This is a genomic window from Micromonospora sp. NPDC000668 (assembly GCF_042897975.1).
In the GTDB taxonomy this organism is placed as follows: domain Bacteria; phylum Actinomycetota; class Actinomycetes; order Mycobacteriales; family Micromonosporaceae; genus Micromonospora.
This window is the reverse complement of record NZ_JBIAYP010000001.1, coordinates 1635774-1654635: the sequence shown is the minus strand read 5'-3', so window position 1 is coordinate 1654635 and position 18862 is coordinate 1635774. Positions and strand designations below refer to the sequence as shown.

Genomic DNA, 18862 nt, shown 5'->3' with positions numbered 1-18862 from the left:
GGGTCGCGGTCGAAGGCGAGCGAGCGGTCGTTCCACGCCGGGCCGACTACGCTGGCGAGGGTTCGTCCCACGGGGACTTCAGCGGCGAGGGGAGACGCGGCATGGCGTGGAGCTGGCGGTACGAGGGCACGGACGGCCAGACGGTCGAGGGACCGGCGGAGTCGTTCGGCAGCCAGGCCGACGCCGAATCCTGGATCGGTCAGACCTGGCGGGAGCTCGCGGCGTCCGGCGTCACCTCGGTCGCGCTCGTGGAGGACGACCGGGTGGACTACCGGATGAGCCTGCTGCCCACGGCCGAGTGATGGGCTACGACCGGCCGGGTGGGGAGCGGCTGGTGCTCGGGGTGCCGCGGGAGGCGTTCCGGCCCAGCCCGATTTTCCTCGGCCTGGTCGCCCTCTTCGCGGTCAGCGGGGTGCTGACCTGGAACGGGTACGGCAACGTCCGGTTCGACGTGTTCCTCTTCGTGGTTTCCGGGTGGCTGGTCTCGCTCTGCCTGCACGAGTACGCCCACGCGGTGGTGGCCTACCGGGCCGGCGACCGGGACATCGCCCACCGCGGCTACCTGACGCTCAACCCGTTGAAGTACACCAACCCGCTGCTGTCGATCGTGCTGCCGGTGGCGGTGGTGCTGCTCGGCGGCATCGGCCTGCCCGGCGGTGCGGTGTGGGTGGATCGGCACGCCATCCCGGGCCGGCTGCGGCACACCCTGGTCAGCCTCGCCGGCCCGGCGACCAACGTGCTGTTCACGCTGGTGCTGGTGGTGGCGATACGGTTCGGCACCCAGTCGGGCGGCCCGGTGGAGTTCTGGGCCGGAGTGGCGCTGCTGGCGTTCCTCCAGCTCACCGCGAGCGTGCTGAACCTGCTGCCGGTCCCCGGCCTGGACGGCGGCAACATGATCCAGCCGTGGCTCAACCCGCAGTGGCGCCGGATGTACGACCTGTTCGCCCCGTTCGGCTTCCTGCTGCTCTTCGCGCTGCTGTGGAACCCGCGCATCGGTGGCTGGTTCTTCGACGCGGTCTTCGCGGTGGGGGACCTGCTCGGCCTGCCCTCCTGGCTCTACGCCACCGGCCTCGAGCTGATCCGCTTCTGGCAGGGCTGATCGTCTCGGGCTGACCGACCCGGTCCGGCCGGCGCGGACCCGCGCCGACCGGACCGGACTGGCGTCAGGGCCGCTGAGCGGGCGACTCGGTCTTCGCCGGGTCGCGCTCGGTGACCGGCTCGACGATCTCGTCGATCGCCTTGAGCAGTTCGGCGTCGAGCTTCACCCCGGCCGCCTTCACGTTGTCGTGCACCTGCTCCGGGCGGGACGCGCCGATGATCGCCGAGGAGACGTTCGGGTTCTGCAACACCCACGCCACGGCGAGCTGGGCCATGCTCAGCCCGGCCTGCTCGGCCAGTGGCTTGAGCTGCTGGACCCGGGTCAGCACCTCGTCGGTCATGAACCGGGAGATGAAGCCGGCACCGGACTTCTCGTCGGTGGCCCGGGAACCGGCCGGCGGCGGTTGCCCCGGCAGGTACTTGCCGGACAGGACGCCCTGCGCCATCGGCGACCAGACGATCTGGCCGATGCCCAGCTCCTCGCTGGCCGGTACGACCTCGGCCTCGATGACCCGCCAGAGCATCGAGTACTGCGGCTGGTTGGAGACCAGCGGGATGTGCAGCTCCCGGGCGAGCGGGTGAGCGGCGCGCAGCTGCTCCGCGCTCCACTCGGAGACGCCGATGTAGTGCGCCTTGCCGGAGTGCACGACGTCGGCGAACGCCTCCATCGTCTCTTCCAGCGGCGTGCTGTGGTCGTACCGGTGGGCCTGGTACAGGTCCACGTAGTCGGTGCGCAGCCGGCGCAGCGAGCCGTTGATCGACTCCATGATGTGCTTGCGGGACAGGCCGCGGTCGTTGCGGCCCGGTCCGGTCGGCCAGTACACCTTGGTGAAGATTTCGAGGCCCTCGCGGCGCTCGTTCTGCAACGCCCGGCCGAGCACGTCCTCGGCCCGGGTGCCGGCGTACACGTCGGCGGTGTCGAAGGTGGTGATGCCCGCGTCGAGGGCGGCCCGGACGCAGGCGAACGCCGCGTCCTCCTCGACCTGCGAACCGTGGGTGATCCAGTTGCCGTACGAGATCTCGCTGACCATCAGGCCGGAGCGGCCCAGGTGTCGGAATTCCATGACTGGACCCTAGCCCTGCTGGTTTACGGGACTCTGAACGGCCGATCAGAGCACCGGGTTGGCGTCGGTGAGCAGCCGGTCGATCTCGGCCAGCACCGCGTCACGATCGCGGTGTACAGGGTCGATCAGCGGCTCGCCACGCCGGTCGAGTGCACCCCACCGCCCGGTGCTGCTGCCGACCAGGAACGCCACCGGGTGGATGACCAGCATCGGGTGCGCCGGCGGGACCAGTACGGTGCCGCTGCGGTCCACCACACCGCGCCGGCCGGCCACGTCGACCACGGCGAGGCCCTCGTCGGTGAAGCCGTCGACCTGCTGGCCGTCGGCCAGCTCGGTGGCGAAGCCGTGGTGCCGGGTCGGCACCACGATCCGGCCGGTCCGGTCGACCGCACCCCACCCCTCGCGCCGTACCGCGGCCACCCCACGGCGGAACGGTCGTACGTCGGCGAAACCGGGCGGAACCCGCACCTCGCCGGTCGCGTCGATCGCCAGCCAGCCGTTCGCGTTGTCCGCCACCCAGGCAAGGCCGTCGCTGAACGGGCGCGCCGCGCGGTAGGTCGGCGGGATCACCGTCGTACCGAGCAGGTTGATCAGCGACCACCGGTCGGTGTCCGGCCGGCGGACCCAGGCCAACCCGTCGTGGAACGGCTGCGCCTCGGCGTACCGGGCGGGGATGACCAGGTCACCGTCCGCGTCGGTGTATCCCCACAGCGGTCCGTCCCGCCCCGGCAGCGGGGGCCGGTCGCGGTCGAGTACCTCGTCCCGACCCCGGGGGTACGGCCCGAAGCCATCCGCCGCGGCCCGGGTGGTGACCGCGTCGAGGCCCACCCGGATCCGGTCCAGCAGGTCGGCGTCGCCGGCGCCGCGCAGGTCGAGCGCCTGCTCGAAGTGCTGGCAGGCCTCCATCAGTCGGCCCTGGTCGTAGCAGGACCGACCGGCGTGTTCGTGCAGCGCGGCCCGCAGCCGGTCGGGCAGTTCGACGGAGTTGGCCTGGGCGAAGAGTTGGTCGGCCTCGGGGAAGTCCCCGCGCCAGCGCAGCACGTGGGCCAGCCGGGCCTGGGCCAGCGCGGTCCGGCGCAGCTCGCCGGTGGCCTCGGCGTAGGTGAGGGCGAGCCGGCCGTCGGCCAGCGCGTCGTCCAGGTCGCCGAGGATCCGGGAGGCCACCGCCCGAAGACTGAGCAGCCGGGCGCGGGACCGGTTGTCGGTGGCCGAGCCCAACTTCTCGGTCAGCCGCCGCCGGATCGCCCGTAGGTCGTCCGGCTCCGTCAGATCCTCGCGCAGGGTGACCGGGTCCAGGCGCCAGCGGTACGCCGCAAGGACCTGCTCCGGGTCGCCCTGGTCGGCCAGCGTCCGGCGGGGCGCCGCTGGCGGCGCCGTGTCGGGTGGCGCGGATACCGGCACGCTCTCCTCGGCTGACCCGTTCCGCGGCTCGGGAACGGTTGTGGCCGGCGGCCCGGAGACCGGCGGTCCGGAGACCGGCGGTCCGGAGACCGGCGGCCCGGAGACCGGCGGCCCGGAGACGGGTACCGCGGAGATCGGCGGTGCGGACACCGACGCTGCCGGCGGAGCGGAGACAGATGCTGCGGGCGGTGCCGAGACCGGCGGTGCAGGCAGGTCGGAGACGGACGTCGCGGGTGGAGCGGAGACGGGCGGCGCGGAGACGGGCGGCGCGGAGACGGGCGGCGCGGAGACGGGGTGCTCCGCGTCGTGGTCGGTCGGCGCCGGTGGGGCCGGCGGCGCATCGGCAGCGGCCCAGTCGTCGGGTTGTGAACCGGCCGCCGGTCCGGCGGTGCTCGGACCGCCCGCCGCGTCCGACTGCGGGTCGGGCGGCGCGGCGGTCGCTTCGCCTGCCGGGTCGCGTTCGATCGGGTCGGTGTCCGCTCCGGGGGGTGCGGAGACGGGTCGGTCCACCTGCGCGTCGATCGGCGCCGGCGGCGCCGATGTCGGCCGGTCCAGCGGCTCGGGGTCGGCGAAGCGATCGCCCTCCCAGCCGGCAGGTGTGTCGGACGTGGGCGTGCTCGGCGTGCCGGGGAACTCGTGGTCGGCCTCGGCGGCGGGTTCGGTCTGGAAGTGCCGCGTTCCGTCGCTCGGAGCAGCGGAGACCGGCCGGGAGGCATCGGTCGGTGTCGGCTCGTCGGCTGGCTGTGCGTCGTCGAGCAGGTCGTCCGCCCAGGTGCGGGGTGCACCGGAGACCGGGTGGATCGGCGGTGCCGAAACCGGGTGGATCGGCGGTCCGGAGACCGGGCGGGCCGGTGGCGCGGAGACCGGTCCGGGCGCCTCGGTCGGTATCCACCCGACCGCGGACTCCCGGTCGGCGCCGATGTCGTCGGTCCAGGGGTCACGGTTGCCGGAGACCGGTTCGGCCGGCGGTGCGGAGACCGGTCGCGCGGGCGGTGCGGAGACTGGTCGCGCGGGCGGTGCGGAGACCGGTCCCGCAGGCGGTGCGGAGACCGGTTGGGCCTGCGGTGCCGGTGCCGCGATGGCCGGCTCGACCGTCGCATTGGGGCGCGGGTCGGTCGCCCAGCCGTCGGCAGGCGGTTCGGCTACCGGTGTCGACGGGTCGCGCTCCGCTCTGGTGGGTGTCGAGGAGCCGGCCTGGCCGTCCGCGGGCCGATCGTCGGCCGCGTCGGTCGGTCGGCGGTCCGTCGCCGGCTCGTCCTGGTCGGACTCCGCCGCTTGGGCGGGGCTGAACCAGGCGGCCGGTCCACCGGTGACCGGAGCCTGGACCGGCTCCGGAGCGGGCGCCACCGGCGGTTCCGACGACGGCGGGGGTGGCACGTAGCGGCGCGGCCGGCCGGGAGCTATCGGAAGCACCGGATCGGCGTCCGCCGGGGGTGCCGGGTCGGCGGGTGCGGATGCCTGGGCCGTGGGTGCCGGGGTCGGCCGGGTGGCCGGCGGTTCCGGGGCCTGCCAGGTGGGCGGCGGCGCGACCGGCGGGCGCGCGTCCCCCGACGGGGCAGACCGCTCCGGCGGTGTCGGGCGGCGGTCCGTGGTCGGCTCCCCGCCGGGCCGCTGGTCGGCCGGGCGGTCGCCGGTGCCCGGGCCGGGGTAACGCGGCGGCGCGGTGGGCCGTGCGCCGGCCGTCGGTGCCGGTGCGGTCGGCGTCCGGTGCTCGGGAGGCAGCGGGCCGGAGCGCTCGTCGGGCAGCGGCGGGTCCACCGGCGCGGGCAGGTACTCCAGCCGGAGCCGGGCGGCCGGCGGACCCGAGACGGGTACGTCCGTCGCCGGGGAGACCGGGGCCGCCGACACCGGCCGGTCCCGATCCGGGCGACCGGGCGGGGTGTGGTCCGCCGGTCGACGCTCGTGGTCAGTCGGCGCGGGAGAGATCGGGGCGGCCGAGATGGGCCGGTCCCGGATGGGCGCGGCGGGGGAGACGGGTGCCGGCGACACCGGTCGCTCCGGGGAGACCGGGGCAGCCCGGCCGGAGGTGGCCGGTGCGGGCGGAGCCGTGGCGGCGGGGCGTGCCGGCCGGTCGTCGTACCGGGACGGCGCGGTCGGTGGCCTCTCGGGCCGGGTGGCCGGCCGCGACGCGAGGCCTGAGTCGGCGGCGCGCTGCGGTTCGGCAATCTGGTGCGGCTCGGCACGGTAGCCCGCCTCGCGCGTGCGGTCCGGGCGCACCGGACCCGGCGGTGGCCAGGGCAGGCCGCCGTCCGGTCGGTGGCCCGGCTGCGCCCGGGGCTCGCGGTAGGCCTCCTCGCGGTAGGCCTCCGGCCGGCTCTCCTCGCGGGGGCGCCGGTCCGGGTACGCCTCGGCGCGGGCCGCCGCGTCGCGGGGCTGCTGCCGGTGCGGGTCGGCGTCGGGTCGACGCCGCTCGTCGTCCCGGCGAGGTTGACCGGGCGTCTCCTGTTCGGGCTGGCGGCGGCGTCCACCGTCGGGTGTCTGCGGCGCGCTGACCCGCTCGTCGGGCTGGTACCGCCGCTCGCTGGGCGCGCCGACTCCGGCGTCCGTGCGGGCTCGCGCCGCCGGCCGCGCCTCGTCGGAAGCCCGCTCGGGGCGGCGCGCGTCGTCCGTACTCCGCTCGGGGCGGCGGGCGTCGTCTGTACTCCGCTCGGGGCGGCGGGCGTCGTCTGTACTCCGCTCGGGGCGGCGGGCGTCGTCTGTACTCCGCTCGGGGCGGCGGGCGTCCTCGGCGGCCCGGTCGGGGTACCGGTCGTCGCGGTAGAGCGAGCGACCGTCCACAGGCGCCCACTGGCCGGCCCCGTCGGCGGCCCAGCCGTCGGCCGTCCGGCCGTCGCGGCCCCGGTTGGGCCGGTTGCCGTACCCGTCGTCGGGGTGCCGGTCGTATCCGGCGGCCGGTCGCTCCTGCGGGCCGCGCCGACGTGGCGCCTCCTCCGGCTCCGGCACCCAGCCGGGCTGGGCCCGCGGTGCGGGGGACACCGGTGGCGCCGACGAGTGCCCCCGGTCCCGGTCGGCCGGCTCGTGCCGGGGTCGGCGGGTGTCGTACCGCTCGGCGGGCTGGTCCCGGTGCCAGGCGGCCTCCCGGGCCGGTCCCCGGTCGTCACTCGGGCGCCGGTCGGACCAGGCGGTCCGCCGGTCGGACTCGGGGGAACGGCGATCGTCGCGCCGAGGCGGCTCGGGCAGCGGCCGGCGGTACGGCTCGTGGTCGTAACGCGGGGCCTCCGCCTCGGGCCGGCCGTAGGCGGAGGCGTCGGCCGGCCGCTCGTCGCCCCGGGACCGGCCGTAGGCCGGCGTCTCGGCCGGCTCCTCGTCGGCCCAGGACCGGCCGAGGTAGGTGCCGTCCGGGCGGGTGGGTGCGAGCGGCGGCACCTCGGTACGGCCGACCACGGTCGCCCGACCGCGCGGCGGCGGGGGCGGCTGGTAGGACAGGCCGATGTCGCCGGGGTAGCGCTGCCCGGGAAACTGGGGATGCCACTCGGTGGTCGGTTCAACCACCCAGGACGGTTCGTTCGGGTCCCGCCACCGGTCGGTGTAGCGGTCGTTCATCCGCCGAACCCGTCGCCAAGCCCGGCCGGTCGGCCGATCTCCGAAGGAGGCGGGCCGTCCGCGTGCGCGCCCCGGTGACCGCGGGGCGTCCGGTCGCCGCCTGCCACGCCCCGGTGGCCGGCTCGCGTCCGCTCGCTCACGGCGTTGTCACCTCGTTGCAAATTGTCGCGCTGGGGCCCCGCGTGCCGGTCAAGTCGCCCATTCCGGCAGGGCGTGGCTGCGGATGGAGGGTAACGGCGTGGGCTCGCTCACCGCCACTGTGGTACTGCCCACGGGCGCAAACGTTATCCTACTGTTTCGGACATTTGGGCCGATAACCGAATCTGGTTTCCGACGATACCCGACCCGCCGGTGGAGCGGCCCGGGCGGGACCGGCCGCGCTCGATCAGGGGTGTTCCATGACGAGTACGGCGAAGGTGCCGGGAACCAACGCCTCGTAGGCGTGCGGGGCGTCGCCGGGGAACGTCGCGTAGTCGCCCGGGCCGAGGTCGACCGTGCCCTCCTTGGGGCCCACCCGCAGGCGGCCGGCGGCGACCACCACGTGCTCGACGCTGCGGGGGGTGTGCCCTTCCGCGGCCCGGACCGCGCCCGGCTCCAAGTCGATCAGGTAGATGTCCCGGCGCAGGTGCGCCGCTCCGGCGCTGAGCAGCGTGCCGGTGAAGTCGGCCTGCTCGGAGCGGACTCGTGGCCCATCTCCGGCCCGGATCACCCGGATGCCGTCGTCGGCAGGCTCAACCAGCCGGCTGAACGGCACGCCGAGCGCCACGCCGAGCGCCCAGAGCGTCTCCACGCTCGGGTTCCCGGTCCCCGACTCCAGTTGGGAGAGGGTGGACTTGGCAACTCCCGCCCGGCGGGCGAGCTCGGTCAGCGAGATGCCGACTCGGTCCCGTTCCCGGCGCAGAGCGGCGGCGATCGTGGCCAGGGGAGCGGCCGGTTCGGGAGGCATGCGTTCGCTCCATCGGATCTACGTTCGGTTTGACGAACACCGGTCATCTGTTCACCATGGTGAACCATGCGTACGGTACAACGAACAGCCGACGCCCGGATGCTTCGCGACGTGCTTGCTCTCGGTGCGGCCATGATCGCGGTGGGTGCCTCGTTCGGGGCGGTGGCGGTCGCCGCCGGGCTACCCGTGTGGGCCACCCTGACCATGTCCGCGGTCCTCTACGCCGGCGGCGCGCAGTTCATGGCGGTCGGCCTGGTGGCCGCCGGCAGCCCACTGGCCGCCGTGCTGGCCGGGCTGCTGCTCAACGCCCGGCACCTGCCGTTCGGCCTCGCCCTCGGTGACAGCCTCGGCCCCCGGCTGCGGCACCGGCTGCTCGGCAGTCACCTGATGACCGACGAGACGACCGCGCTCACCCTGGCCCAACCGGCCGGCCACGCTCGACGGCGAGCGTTCTGGCTGGCCGGCACGCTGCTCTTCCTGGCCTGGAACGTCGGCACCCTGCTCGGCGTGCTCGCCGGCGACGCGATCGGCGACCCGGCCGCGCTGGGCCTGGACGCCGCCTTCCCCGCCGGATTGATCGCGCTGCTGCTGCCGTCCCTGCGTGACCGGGACACCCGGCAGGCGGCGTTGGCCGGGGCCGCGCTGGCGGTCGTGGCCACGCCGGTGCTGCCGGCCGGGCTGCCGGTGCTGCTCGCGCTCGCCGGCCCGGCTGCCATCGCCTTCCGCCGTCGGCCGCCCCCGACCGGCGACGCCAACCCCGCCCCGCTCGCGCCCGAAGGGGTCGAGCAGACCGTGGAGGGGCCGCGCCCGGCCGCGCCCGCACCTGTGGGCGTCGAACAGGCCCGCCCGGCCGCGTCCGCACCTCTCGGCGTGGAGCGCACCGGGGAGGTGCCGTGCTGATCGCGGTGATCCTGGCGTTGGCCGCCGGAACCTATGGCTTCCGGCTGGCCGGTGTGCTGCTGCGGGACCGGCTGGAACTTCCGGAGTGGGCCCGGAGACTGTTGCCGGTGGGTGCCGCCGCGTTGCTGGCCGCGCTGGCCGCCACCGCGGCGCTGACCGAGGCCGGCCGGTTCGCCGGCTGGGCGCGCCCGGCCGGGGTGCTGGTCGGCGTGCTGCTCGCCTGGCGGCGGGTGCCGTTCGTGCTGGTGGTGGTCGGCGCGGCCGCCACCACGGCGGTGCTGCGTCTGCTCGGGGTGGCCTGAGCCGGGGTCAGACCTTGTCGCCGAGCTTGACCTGGGGGGCCGGGGCGCGCATCCGCCGGAAGGTGATCGAGCGCATGATCGCGTAGAGGTAGAGCGAACCCATCCGCTGGCCGGTCTTCGGGAAGCGCTCCCGGATCAGCTTGCGGATCTTGCGGCAGATGAGCACCGAGTCGACGACCACGCCCAGCGCCAGCGCGCCCCAGAGCACGTTGGAGATCAGCCGGACCAGCGGCGGCATCGCCGCGTTCGACCCGATCAGCACGATCAGTGCGCCGCCGAAGAACCAGGTGCCGACCGTACGCCGGGAGTCGACCACGTTGCGGGCCAGCAGCCGCTCCGGGCCGCGGTCGCGGGGGCCGCCCTCGCGGCGGAACTCCGACGCGGCCTCGGCACGCAACTGACGGCGGCGCTCCCGCTCCTCCTGCTTGTTCAGGGGGCGGGTGGGGCCGGCCGGGCGACGGCCGACGGTCGGCCGCTTCGGCGTCTCCCGACCCTTGGCCGGGGTGTAGCCCCGGGACCGCTCGGCGGTTTCCTCGGGGGTCACCGAGGTGACGGCCTCGTCGACGAGGTCGGTGGACTTGCGGCGAAAGAGCGACGGCACGCGGCAAGGGTAGCCAACGGTTCGCGCCCGGTGCACATCGCGGTGCACCGGGCGCGAACGGAAGGTGTTCGAGGTTACGGACGCTCGGCGTGCGCGCCGAGGTCGGCGAGCTTCGCCTCGAAGTCCTCGTAGCCCCGGTTGATCAGGTCGACGCCGTACACCCGGGAGGTGCCCTCGGCCGCGAGCGCCGCGATCAGGTGGCTGAAGCCGGCCCGCAGGTCCGGAATGACCAGGTCGGCGGCATGCAGCTTGCTCGGCCCGGCGATGACCGCCGAGTGCTTGAAGTTGCGCCGGCCGAAGCGGCACGGGGTGCCGCCGAGGCAGTCCCGGTAGACCTGGATGTTGGCGCCCATCGAGTTCAGCGCCTCGGTGTAGCCCAACCGCTGCTCGTAGACCGTCTCGTGGACGATCGACAGCCCGCGGGCCTGGGTGAGCGCCACGACCAACGGCTGCTGCCAGTCGGTCATGAAGCCGGGGTGCACGTCGGTCTCCAGCGCCACCGCGTTCAGCTCGCCGCCCGGGTGCCAGAACCGGATGCCACCCTCCTGGCCGAGATCGCCCAGCTTCGGCGGCCGGGCGTCGGTGACCTCGTACTCGCCACCGACCGACCGGAAGATGTTCAGGAAGGTCATCATGTCGGCCTGCTGCGCGCCGAGCACCTCGACGTGACCGCGGGTGGCCAGAGCCGCCGCGGCCCAGCTCGCCGCCTCGATCCGGTCCGGGATCGGCCGGTGGGTGTAGCCGTGCAGTTTCGGTACGCCCTGGATCTCGATCACCCGGTCGGTGTGCACCTTGATGATCGCGCCCATCTTCTGCAGGATGCAGATGAGGTCGATGATCTCCGGCTCCACCGCGGCGTTGCGCAGCTCGGTCACGCCCTCGGCCATCACCGCGGTCAGCAGCACCTGCTCGGTGGCGCCGACACTCGGGTACGGCAGGGCGAACTTCGTCCCGTGCAGTCCGTTCGGCGCGGACAGGTGCAGCCCCTCGGGCCGCTTGTCGACCGTGGCGCCGAACTCGCGCAGCGCCTGCAGGTGGAAGTCGATCGGGCGCGGGCCGATGTGGCAGCCGCCCAGGTCCGGGATGAACGCGTGCCCGAGCCGGTGCAGCAGCGGGCCGCAGAACAGGATCGGGATCCGGCTGGAGCCGGCGTGCACGTTGATCTGGTCGGTGCTGGCGCTCTCCACGTTCGCGGGATCGAAGACGAGCTCGCCGTCCTCGTCGCCGTCGGTCACCTTGACGCCGTGCAGGCCGAGCAGACCCCGGACCACCTCGACGTCACGGATCTTCGGCACGTCGAACAGCCGGCTCGGGCTGTCGCCGAGCAGCGCGGCGACCATCGCCTTCGAAACCAGGTTTTTCGCGCCTCGCACGCGGATCCGCCCTTCAAGCGGAGTGCCTCCGTGCACGACCAGGACGTCGTCGGTCAACGCAACCTCCAGCATGTCGGTGCTGCCGTGTTGATGGTGGGGAGTCTGAACACTGTCGCTACCCCGGATGCGGCCATATCGAAACGGCCCGCTTGCGTCGTCGCTCCGGCAGCATAGCCCTCGGTGACGAAAAACGACTCGGTCACATCGGCGTGTGTGGCATTAATCGGTGATCAGGCACTTTTGCGTACCAACGACGCTACGGATAGTGATCAGCTCGCGGTCGGCGGCGGGGTGTCCGCGCCGGGCAGGGCGAGCATCTGATCCAGCGCCACCCGCGCGTGGTACGCGGTGTCGGGGTCCACCGTGATCTGGTTGGCCACCCGGCCCGCGACCAGCTCCTCCAGCGCCCAGACCAGGTGGGGCAGGTCGATCCGGTTCATCGTCGAGCAGTAGCAGACCGCCTTGTCCAGGAACATGATCTGCTTGTCCGGGTGCGCCAGCGCCAGCCGGCGGACCAGGTTCAGCTCGGTGCCGAGCGCCCACGCCGAGCCGGTCGGAGCCGCCTCGATGGTCTTGATGATGTACTCGGTCGAGCCGACGTAGTCGGCGGCCGTGACCACCTCGTGCCGGCACTCCGGGTGGACCAGCACGTTGACCCCGGGCACCCGCTCCCGTACGTCGTTGACGCTCTCCAGGGTGAAGCGGCCGTGCACCGAGCAGTGCCCCCGCCAGAGAATCATCTTGGCGTCCCGCAGCTGCTCGGCGGTGAGCCCGCCGCCCGGCTTGTGCGGGTCGTAGAGGACGCAGTCGTCCAGCGACAGGCCCATCTCCAGCACCGCCGTGTTGCGGCCCAGGTGCTGGTCGGGCAGGAAGAGCACCTTCGACCCCTGCTCGTACGCCCAGTCCAGGGCGCGCTTGGCGTTGGAGGAGGTGCAGACCACGCCACCGTTTCGGCCGACGAAGCCCTTGATGTCGGCCGAGGAGTTCATGTACGTCACCGGCACGGTTTCGCCGGCGATGCCCAGTTCGGTCAGCGTGTCCCAGGCGGCCTCGACCTGGCCCAGCACGGCCATGTCCGCCATCGAGCAGCCCGCCGCCAGGTCGGGCAGGATCACCCGCTGGGCGTCGGTGGTGAGGATGTCGGCGCTCTCGGCCATGAAGTGCACACCGCAGAACACGATGTACTCCGCGTCCGGACGGGCCGCGGCCTCCCGGGCCAGCTTGAACGAGTCGCCGGTCACGTCCGCGAACTGGATCACCTCGTCGCGCTGGTAGTGGTGCCCCAGCACGAAGACCTTGCTGCCCAGCTTCGCCTTCGCCGCCGTGGCGCGGGCCACCAGATCGGGGTCGCTGGGCGCCGGCAGGTCGCCCGGACACTCGACGCCGCGCTCGGTGTCGGGGTCGCTGCCCCGACCGAGCAGCAGCAGAGCCGTCGCCGTGTTGGAGGGTTCCACCCAGGTCGAAGTCACGTGGTCCATGGTCCCACAGCGCGAGCGCGACGCGGCTTCCGTCGGTGTGGGCTGCCACACTGCTCGGCATGCGTGTGCTGCTCTGTCCGGACAAGTTCGCCGGCACCCTGCCCGCACCGGAGGTGGCCGCCGCGGTGGCCGCCGGCTGGCGCACCGTCGCCGCCGACGACGACCTGCTGATCCGGCCACTCGCCGACGGTGGGCCGGGCTTCGTGGAGGTGCTCGCCGAGGCCATCGGTGGCCGGCGGGTGCCGGTGCGGACGGTCGACCCACTGGGCCGGCCGGCGGCCGGTGAGATCCTGCTCACCGCCGACGGCGCGACCGCCTACCTGGAGAGCGCCCAGGCGTGCGGGCTGCACCTGCTCGCCACCACCGAACGTGACCCGAAGGCCACCACGTCGTACGGCCTGGGCCTGCTGGTGGCCGCCGCGGTGGAGAGCGGCGCCCGGACGGTGGTGATCGGGCTGGGCGGCTCCGGCACCAACGACGGCGGCGCCGGGATGCTCACGGCGCTCGGCGTCACCCCGCTGGACGAGGCGGGCCGCGCCCTGCCGTACGGCGGAGCGGCGCTGGCCGCGGTCGCCGCACTGGACGGCGCGCCCCGGCTGCGCGGCACCCGGTTGATCGCCGCCACCGACGTGGACAACCCGCTGCTCGGCCTGCACGGCGCCAGCAGTGTGTTCGGCCCGCAGAAGGGTGCCGACCGGGCCGATGTGCTGCTGCTCGACGCCGCCCTGGAGCGCTTCGCGGCGGTGCTGGAGCGGGACCTGCCCGGCTGCCCGCCGGGGCTCGGCGGACTGCCCGGCGGCGGAGCCGCCGGCGGCATCGGCGCGGCCCTGCTCGCGCTGGGCGGTGGCTGCGAGTCGGGCATCGGCCTGGTCACCAGGGCCACCGGGCTGGACGCCGCACTGGACACCGCCGACCTCGTGATCACCGGTGAGGGGTCCTTCGACCACCAGTCGCTGCGCGGGAAGGTGGTCGCCGGGGTGGCGGGCGCCGCCCGGGACCGGGGGGTCCCCTGCGTGGTGGTGGCCGGGCAGGTGAGCACAGGCCGGCGGGAGGCCGCCTCGGCGGGGGTGACCGACGCGTACAGCCTGGTCGACCACTTCGGCGGGGAGGAGGGCGGCGGGCTGGCCGCCGCGATGAGCCGGCCCAGCGACGGGCTGCGCGAGCTGGGTGCCCGACTGGCCCGGCAGTGGAGCCGCTGAGCGCTCAGGCCGCGCGCCCGACCCGGCTGCGGCCGGGACTACCTGCGGCGGGGGTCACGCCACGCGGGTGAGTCCGGCCGGCGCGGCGTACGATCGGAAAAGGACCACAACCGGGAATCACTGGACGGCGTGCGGCGTTGGCCAGTGCGTCCGGACCCATACCGCGCAGGGAGACTTCCACGTGACCACGCCAGCGCAGACCGAGTCGACCGAGGCCCAGGCCGCCCCTACTTCCGTCGTCCTCACCGACGTCGCGGCGCAGAAGGTCAAGGCACTGATCGAGCAGGAGGGCCGCGACGACCTGCGGCTCCGGGTCGCGGTGCAGCCGGGCGGCTGCTCCGGCCTGCGGTACCAGCTCTTCTTCGACGAGCGTTCGCTCGACGGTGACGTCGTCACCGATTTCGGTGGTGTTGAGGTCGTCGTCGACCGGATGAGCGCCCCGTACCTTTCCGGCGCGACGATCGACTTCGCTGACCGGATCGACGCCCAGGGCTTCACCATCGACAACCCCAACGCGGGCAACTCCTGCGCCTGCGGCGACTCGTTCAACTGAGTCGCGCCATACGCACCAACACGACGGGGCCGTCCTTCGGGACGGCCCCGTCGTCGTTGTGGGAGTGGTGACCGGCGGGGGTGGGAGCGGTCTCGGGACGGCGCCCGCCGGGCGGTTACCGGGCGGTTGCCGTTGTCTGACCGAGCGGACACCGCCGGATGGCCGGGCCGGTAGGCTGACCGCGCCCTGCTCCCGACCCCGAGGGTTGACATGAAGATCGCCGTCACTGGCTCGATCGCCACCGATCACCTGATGAGCTTCCCCGGTCGCTTCGCCGACCAGCTCCTCGCCGATCAACTGCACAAGGTTTCCCTCTCCTTCCTGGTGGATGACCTGGTGCTCCGCCGCGGCGGCGTAGCGGCGAACATCTCCTTCGGCATGGGACAGCTCGGGCTGCGCCCGGTGCTGCTCGGTGCGGTGGGCGCCGACTTCGCCGACTACCGCTCCTGGCTGGAACGGCACGGAGTGGACTGCGACTCCGTGCACATCAGCGAGGTGGCCCACACCGCACGGTTCGTCTGCACCACCGACACCGACATGTGCCAGATCGCGTCGTTCTACGCCGGCGCGATGAGTGAGGCACGCAACATCGAGCTGGCCCCGGTCGCCGACCGGCTCGGCGGGCTGGACCTGGTGCTGGTCAGCGCCAACGACCCGGAGGCGATGCTGCGCCACTCGGCCGAGTGCCGCACCCGGGGGTACGCGTTCGCCGCCGACCCCTCCCAGCAGCTCGCCCGGATGCCGGGCGAGGACGTGGTGGCACTGATCGAGGGCGCCGAGTACCTGATGACCAACGACTACGAGAAGTCGCTGCTGCAGAGCAAGGCCGGGCTGAGCGACGACCAGCTGCTCGACCTGGTCAAGGTGCGGGTCACCACGCTGGGCAAGCACGGCGTGGAGATCGCCGGGCGCGGCATCGACCCGATCCACGTGCCGATCGCGCGGGAGATCCGGGCGGTCGACCCGACCGGGGTGGGCGACGGCTTCCGCGCCGGCTTCTTCACCGCGCTCTCCTGGGGGCTCGGCCTTGAGCGGGCCGCCCAGGTCGGCTCGCTGCTGGCCACGCTGGTCCTGGAGACCGTCGGCACCCAGGAGTACGAGGTCCGCCGCGACCTGTTCGTGAAGCGCCTCGCCGAGTCCTACGGCGACACCGCCGCCGACGAGATCCGCCCCCACCTCCTGCCCTGACCCGTACCCCCGCACTCCGTGGTCTTGCACGTTGTGACGCCGATCCGCGCTTCAGGTGCGTTTCGCCGGGCGGAACTGCGAGATCGCGGGGTGCGGCGGGTCAGTGGGCGCGGCGGATGTCGTAGGCGGGGCCGTCGGGCCCGGTGATGGCGGCGAGGAACTCCTGACCGCGCATCCGGCACCAGGCGGGGATGTCCACCGCGGCGGCTGGATCGTCGGCGAGCACCCGGACGACCGTGCCGACCGGCACCTGGGGCATCCGTCGGGCCGCCGCGATCACCGGCAGCGGACAGCGCTGGCCCCGGCAGTCGAGCACCTCGTCCGGCATCGTCACCGCCCCATTCTCCCGTTCCCACGCCGTGCCGTCCCGCCCGTAGCCGTCCCGCCCGTGGCCCGCCTGCGCAGTGTCGGGGGAGCGGTAGCGGTCACAGCCCCACCACCCCGGCCTCGGCGCGCAGGTCGGCGACGATCCCGGGCAGTTCGGCGAGGAACCTCTCGACGTCCGCCTCGGTCGTCTCCCGGTGCAGGCTGACCCGGACGTTGCCGTGCGAGAGCACCCCCATCGCCTCCAGCACGTGCGACGGGCGCAGCGTGGACGAGGTGCAGGACGAGCCGGACGACACGGCGAAGCCGCGCCGGTCCAGCGCGTGCAGCAGCGCCTCGCCGTCGACGTACAGGCAGGAGAAGGTCACCAGGTGGGGGAGCCGGAGCACCGGGTCACCGACCACCTCGACGTCGGGCACCTCCGCCGGCACCCGCGCCCGGATCCGATCCACCAGCGGCGCCAGCCGGCTCTCCTCGGCCGCGGCGTCGGCCGCCGCCGCGCGCAGGCTCGCCGCCGCCGCCACCACCGCGGGCAGGTTCACCGAGCCGGGGGTACGTCCGCCCTCCCGCTCGTCGGCCGGCCAGGGTGACTCCCAGCGGGTGCCCTTGCGGACCGCCAGCAAGCCCACCCCGGGCGGGCCGCCCCACTTGTGTGCGCTGGCGCTGAGCACCGACCAGCCCGCCGGCAGGGGTACCCGGCCGACCGACTGCGCGGCGTCGACGTACAGCGGCACCCCGGCGTCGGCGCACGCGGCGGCCGCCTCGGCCACCGGTTGTACGGTGCCCACCTCGTGACTCGCGGTGATCAGTGCGGCCAGCGCGACGCCGGGGGCCTGGACCGCGTCCGACCAGGCGGTCAGGTCCAGCCGGCCCAGCCGGTCGACCGGCACCGGGTTGGCGCTGCCGCCAGCTGCCACGTGCCGCTCCGCGGCGTGCAGCACGGCGGAGTGCTCGATCGCCGAGTGCACCAGCGTGGACCCGACCCGGTGCCGCCCGGCCAGGCCACCGAGCACAGCGCCGTGGGCGGCCGTCGTACCGCTGGGGGTGAAGGACAGTTCGTCGGCGCGGACGCCGAGCGTCTGCGCGGTGGCCTCGCGGGCGGCGTCGAGCAGTTGCCGGGCCCGACGGGCCTGGGTGTAGAGCTTGCCGGGGTCGGCCCAGCCGTCGTCGAGGGCGGCCATCAGCGCCTGCCGGGCGACCGGGTGCAGCGGCGCGGCGGTCGCCGCGTCCAGGTAGACCGAGGGTGCACTCACTGATCCGCCTTTTGTTCGCGACTGCGGGGCTTGTAACCCCGGCTCACTCCTCGCACTCACGGATCCAAACGCTATCGCGGCGGTATGCCCAGGATCCCCCCGATGGGGGCGGACAGTGACCCCACCACGGTCGAGTCCGTCATGGTCGAGTAATCTGCGACCGTCGGTGACGCCTTTGCCGCCGGTGCTGAGGAAAGACGCACCGCGGCGCGCTAGGGAGGCAGGACCAGGTGGTCGCAAGGAGTTCGGAGGTACGGCCGTCGGCCGTACGGCACAGCGCTTCCCGAGGGGTCGGTGGACGCCGACGGCGTGGTGCTGGTCGGGTGGCCGGGCTCGGTCTCGGTGGCGTCGCGCTGCTGGTCCTGCTCACGGGCTGTGACGTTGGCAGGGCGTTCGACGGCTTCGGCTGGCCGCAGGGCGGCATCTCGGCCGAGTCCCGGCGGATGTACGACCTGTGGATAGCCTCCTGCATCGCAGCCCTCGCGGTCGGCATCTTCGTGTGGGGCCTGATCTTCTGGTGTGTCGTGCGCTACCGCAAGCGTGGCAACGCGCTGCCGGTGCAGACCCGCTACAACATGCCGATGGAGTTCCTCTACACCATCGCGCCGATCCTGATCGTCTCCGTGCTCTTCTACTACACGGCGATCGTGCAGACCGACGTGGACAAGTTGACGAAGAACCCCGACGTCACGGTCGAGGTCGTCGCCTTCAAGTGGAACTGGCAGTTCAACTACCGCGACGGGCAGGGCCCGGACGCCAAGACCACCGCGTCGACGCTCGGCACCAGCGAGGTCATCCCGGTGTTGGTGCTCCCGACCAACCGGTCCATCCGGTTCGAGGAGACCAGCCGCGACGTCATCCACTCCTTCTGGGTGCCGGAGCTGCTGTTCAAGCGGGACGTCATGCCGGGCAAGATCCGCAACGTGTTCGAGGTCTCCAGCCTGGAGACCGAGGGCGCCTACGTCGGCCGCTGCGCCGAGCTGTGCGGCAGCTACCACGCGTTCATGAACTTCGAGCTGCGGGTGGTTTCGCCGGAGCAGTACGACCAGTTCCTGGCGGCCAAGCAGGGCGGCAAGTCCACCCAGGACGCACTGATCCAGATCGGTGAGAAGCCGTACGCGGAGACCACCGAGCCGTTCGACACCCGGCGGACGCACAGCAACTTCAACCCGGACAACGCTCCGGCCGGCACGGGAAGCTGAGGCAGCGGGATGAAGACCGAGTGGCGCATCTTCCTGATCATTGCCACGTTCCTGGGCGGCGCGACCATCCTCTACGGTGCCTGGACGGCCGGTGAGGCCGGTGGCGTCGAGTGGGTGGGCACGGTGGCCCTGCTGCTGTCCTTCCTGCTCTGCACGATGTGCGGTGGCTTCTTCTGGTTCGTTTCCCGCCGGATCGACCTGCGCCCCGAGGACCGGCCGGACGCCGAGATCGCTGACGGCGCCGGTGAGGTCGGCTTCTTCAGCCCGGGCAGCTACTGGCCGTTCGGCCTGGCGCTGGCCGCCGCGACGGCAGGCATGGGTCTGGTGTTCTGGCAGTTCTGGCTGGTCGGCGCCGGTCTGCTGGCGGTCATCTTCGCCGCCTGCGGGCTGCTGTTCGAGTACTACACCGGCACCCGGCGTACCGCCGAACACTGATT

General features: G+C 73.4%; 17 protein-coding genes. 9 read left to right on the top strand and 8 right to left on the bottom strand.

Features of this window, described 5'->3' with window-relative positions; translation table 11 throughout:
- Window positions 1-101 precede the first annotated feature (101 nt).
- Window positions 102-302, top strand: a complete 201-nt coding sequence (locus ACFY29_RS07650; RefSeq protein ID WP_007463228.1) for a hypothetical protein — start codon at window positions 102-104, stop codon at window positions 300-302.
- Complete coding sequence (locus ACFY29_RS07645; protein WP_386984135.1) at window positions 302-1099, top strand: site-2 protease family protein; 798 nt, start codon at window positions 302-304, stop codon at window positions 1097-1099. Before ACFY29_RS07650 ends, ACFY29_RS07645 begins: the two co-directional genes overlap by 1 nt.
- Before the next feature lie 64 nt (window positions 1100-1163).
- Here ACFY29_RS07645 and ACFY29_RS07640 read toward each other — a convergent pair whose 3' ends face one another.
- The 3 genes from ACFY29_RS07640 to ACFY29_RS07630 form a co-directional block, all read right to left on the bottom strand.
- The gene (locus ACFY29_RS07640; protein WP_328418973.1) at window positions 1164-2162 is read right to left on the bottom strand and encodes an aldo/keto reductase family protein; all 999 of its coding nucleotides are present in this window, start codon (window positions 2160-2162) and stop codon (window positions 1164-1166) included.
- A 45-nt stretch (window positions 2163-2207) separates the two neighbouring features.
- Window positions 2208-7106 (bottom strand): WG repeat-containing protein, encoded by a 4899-nt coding sequence (locus ACFY29_RS07635; RefSeq protein WP_386984134.1) that lies wholly within the window; start codon window positions 7104-7106, stop codon window positions 2208-2210.
- Between the two features lie 385 nt (window positions 7107-7491).
- Window positions 7492-8052, bottom strand: a complete 561-nt coding sequence (locus tag ACFY29_RS07630; protein WP_386984132.1) for a helix-turn-helix domain-containing protein — start codon at window positions 8050-8052, stop codon at window positions 7492-7494.
- A 66-nt stretch (window positions 8053-8118) separates the two neighbouring features.
- On the opposite strand from ACFY29_RS07630, the gene ACFY29_RS07625 reads away from it, so the two are divergent.
- Both ACFY29_RS07625 and ACFY29_RS07620 read left to right on the top strand, forming a co-directional pair.
- Window positions 8119-8952 carry an AzlC family ABC transporter permease gene (locus ACFY29_RS07625; protein ID WP_386984131.1) on the top strand — a complete coding sequence of 278 codons (834 nt, stop codon included), beginning with the start codon at window positions 8119-8121 and terminating at the stop codon, window positions 8950-8952.
- On the top strand, window positions 8946-9254 hold the full coding sequence (locus tag ACFY29_RS07620; protein WP_328418969.1) for an AzlD domain-containing protein: 309 nt from the start codon (window positions 8946-8948) through the stop codon (window positions 9252-9254). Before ACFY29_RS07625 ends, ACFY29_RS07620 begins: the two co-directional genes overlap by 7 nt.
- Window positions 9255-9261: 7 nt before the next feature.
- Here ACFY29_RS07620 and ACFY29_RS07615 read toward each other — a convergent pair whose 3' ends face one another.
- The 3 genes from ACFY29_RS07615 to nadA form a co-directional block, all read right to left on the bottom strand.
- A complete protein-coding gene (locus ACFY29_RS07615; protein ID WP_328418968.1) occupies window positions 9262-9855 on the bottom strand; it encodes a DUF3043 domain-containing protein in 594 nt (197 codons plus the stop codon).
- Between the two features lie 74 nt (window positions 9856-9929).
- A complete protein-coding gene (gene murA, locus ACFY29_RS07610; protein ID WP_386984129.1) occupies window positions 9930-11300 on the bottom strand; it encodes a UDP-N-acetylglucosamine 1-carboxyvinyltransferase in 1371 nt (456 codons plus the stop codon).
- 197 nt (window positions 11301-11497) lie between these two features.
- Entirely contained in the window at window positions 11498-12697 is a 1200-nt protein-coding gene (nadA, locus tag ACFY29_RS07605; RefSeq protein WP_355604865.1) for a quinolinate synthase NadA, read from the bottom strand.
- Window positions 12698-12765: 68 nt separating this feature from the next.
- Here nadA and ACFY29_RS07600 point away from each other — a divergent pair, with 68 nt between their 5' ends.
- From ACFY29_RS07600 to ACFY29_RS07590, 3 genes are all read left to right on the top strand, one after another.
- Window positions 12766-13905, top strand: coding sequence for a glycerate kinase (locus tag ACFY29_RS07600; RefSeq protein WP_386984127.1), 1140 nt, complete (start codon window positions 12766-12768; stop codon window positions 13903-13905).
- Between the two features lie 181 nt (window positions 13906-14086).
- Window positions 14087-14458 (top strand): iron-sulfur cluster insertion protein ErpA, encoded by a 372-nt coding sequence (gene erpA / locus ACFY29_RS07595; protein WP_328418964.1) that lies wholly within the window; start codon window positions 14087-14089, stop codon window positions 14456-14458.
- 210 nt (window positions 14459-14668) lie between these two features.
- Complete coding sequence (locus ACFY29_RS07590) at window positions 14669-15646, top strand: carbohydrate kinase family protein (RefSeq protein WP_328418963.1); 978 nt, start codon at window positions 14669-14671, stop codon at window positions 15644-15646.
- A 100-nt stretch (window positions 15647-15746) separates the two neighbouring features.
- Here the strand turns inward: ACFY29_RS07590 and ACFY29_RS07585 are convergent, their stop codons facing one another.
- Window positions 15747-15980, bottom strand: coding sequence for a sulfurtransferase TusA family protein (locus tag ACFY29_RS07585; RefSeq protein WP_328418962.1), 234 nt, complete (start codon window positions 15978-15980; stop codon window positions 15747-15749).
- A 91-nt stretch (window positions 15981-16071) separates the two neighbouring features.
- Entirely contained in the window at window positions 16072-17463 is a 1392-nt protein-coding gene (locus tag ACFY29_RS07580) for a cysteine desulfurase family protein (RefSeq protein ID WP_386984124.1), read from the bottom strand.
- Here ACFY29_RS07580 and coxB point away from each other — a divergent pair.
- Window positions 17454-18425 carry a cytochrome c oxidase subunit II gene (gene coxB, locus ACFY29_RS07575; protein ID WP_328418960.1) on the top strand — a complete coding sequence of 324 codons (972 nt, stop codon included), beginning with the start codon at window positions 17454-17456 and terminating at the stop codon, window positions 18423-18425. The two genes, ACFY29_RS07580 and coxB, sit on opposite strands and share 10 nt — an antisense overlap.
- Window positions 18426-18434: 9 nt before the next feature.
- Window positions 18435-18860: a cytochrome c oxidase subunit 4 gene (locus tag ACFY29_RS07570; protein WP_328418959.1), complete on the top strand. Its 426-nt coding sequence runs from the start codon at window positions 18435-18437 to the stop codon at window positions 18858-18860.
- The last annotated feature ends 2 nt before the right edge of the window (window positions 18861-18862 follow it).

Coding starts and splice junctions, on each gene's coding strand:
- ACFY29_RS07630 (WP_386984132.1), bottom strand. CDS start 8,052: ATGCCTCCCGAACCGGCCGCTCCCCTGGCCACGATCGCCGCCGCTCTG.
- murA (WP_386984129.1), bottom strand. CDS start 11,300: ATGCTGGAGGTTGCGTTGACCGACGACGTCCTGGTCGTGCACGGAGGC.
- ACFY29_RS07635 (WP_386984134.1), bottom strand. CDS start 7,106: ATGAACGACCGCTACACCGACCGGTGGCGGGACCCGAACGAACCGTCC.
- ACFY29_RS07640 (WP_328418973.1), bottom strand. CDS start 2,162: ATGGAATTCCGACACCTGGGCCGCTCCGGCCTGATGGTCAGCGAGATC.
- ACFY29_RS07645 (WP_386984135.1), top strand. CDS start 302: ATGGGCTACGACCGGCCGGGTGGGGAGCGGCTGGTGCTCGGGGTGCCG.
- ACFY29_RS07625 (WP_386984131.1), top strand. CDS start 8,119: ATGCGTACGGTACAACGAACAGCCGACGCCCGGATGCTTCGCGACGTG.
- ACFY29_RS07570 (WP_328418959.1), top strand. CDS start 18,435: ATGAAGACCGAGTGGCGCATCTTCCTGATCATTGCCACGTTCCTGGGC.
- ACFY29_RS07600 (WP_386984127.1), top strand. CDS start 12,766: ATGCGTGTGCTGCTCTGTCCGGACAAGTTCGCCGGCACCCTGCCCGCA.
- ACFY29_RS07650 (WP_007463228.1), top strand. CDS start 102: ATGGCGTGGAGCTGGCGGTACGAGGGCACGGACGGCCAGACGGTCGAG.
- ACFY29_RS07590 (WP_328418963.1), top strand. CDS start 14,669: ATGAAGATCGCCGTCACTGGCTCGATCGCCACCGATCACCTGATGAGC.